Here is a 555-nt window from a genome sequence, read left to right as displayed (position 1 = left end):
ATACAAAGAACGAGGATTAAAAGATACCTCAATCGCTGATGATGATTTGATCAAAGCGATGACCGAAGCGCCAAAACTTATTGAGCGTCCGATTGTCGTGAAAGGTGACAAAGCCGTTCTTGGTCGTCCACCAGAAAACGTATTGGAATTGATTTAATGTCGAACCCTTACGTCCTCGTTCTGTATTACTCGCGTAATGGCGCAACAGAAAAAATGGCAATGCAAATAGCTCGCGGAATCGAATCCGTTTCATGTATCGAAGCACGAGTACGGACTGTTCCTCCAGTGTCTGCAAACAATGAGCAAAGCATTGCAGCGGTTCCGAATGAAGGTGCCATGTATTGCAGCGATGAAGACCTCAAAGACTGTGCGGGTCTCGCATTAGGTAGCCCAACTCGTTTTGGAAATATGGCGGCCCCTTTAAAATACTTTTTAGATGGCACTAGCAGCCTATGGATGAGCGGTGCGCTATCTGGAAAACCGGCAAGTGTATTTACCTCAACAGGTTCAATGCATGGAGGGCAAGAGACGACGCTGCTTTCAATGATGATCCCT

At 46.3% G+C, this 555-nt stretch carries 2 protein-coding genes; both read left to right on the top strand.

Going from position 1 to position 555, the window contains the following annotated elements:
• Nucleotides 1–157: ArsC/Spx/MgsR family protein (locus A3738_RS19605; protein ID WP_304440117.1), on the top strand; the 157-nt coding region annotated here is incomplete at its 5' end.
• On the top strand, nt 157–555 hold a 399-nt coding region (locus A3738_RS19600), incomplete at its 3' end, for an NAD(P)H-dependent oxidoreductase (RefSeq protein WP_068763796.1). The genes A3738_RS19605 and A3738_RS19600, both read left to right, overlap by 1 nt.

It is taken from the genome of Oleiphilus sp. HI0066 (genome assembly GCF_001635725.1).
Note: the sequence above shows the minus strand (reverse complement) of the source record. Positions and strands in the feature narration are given on the sequence as shown.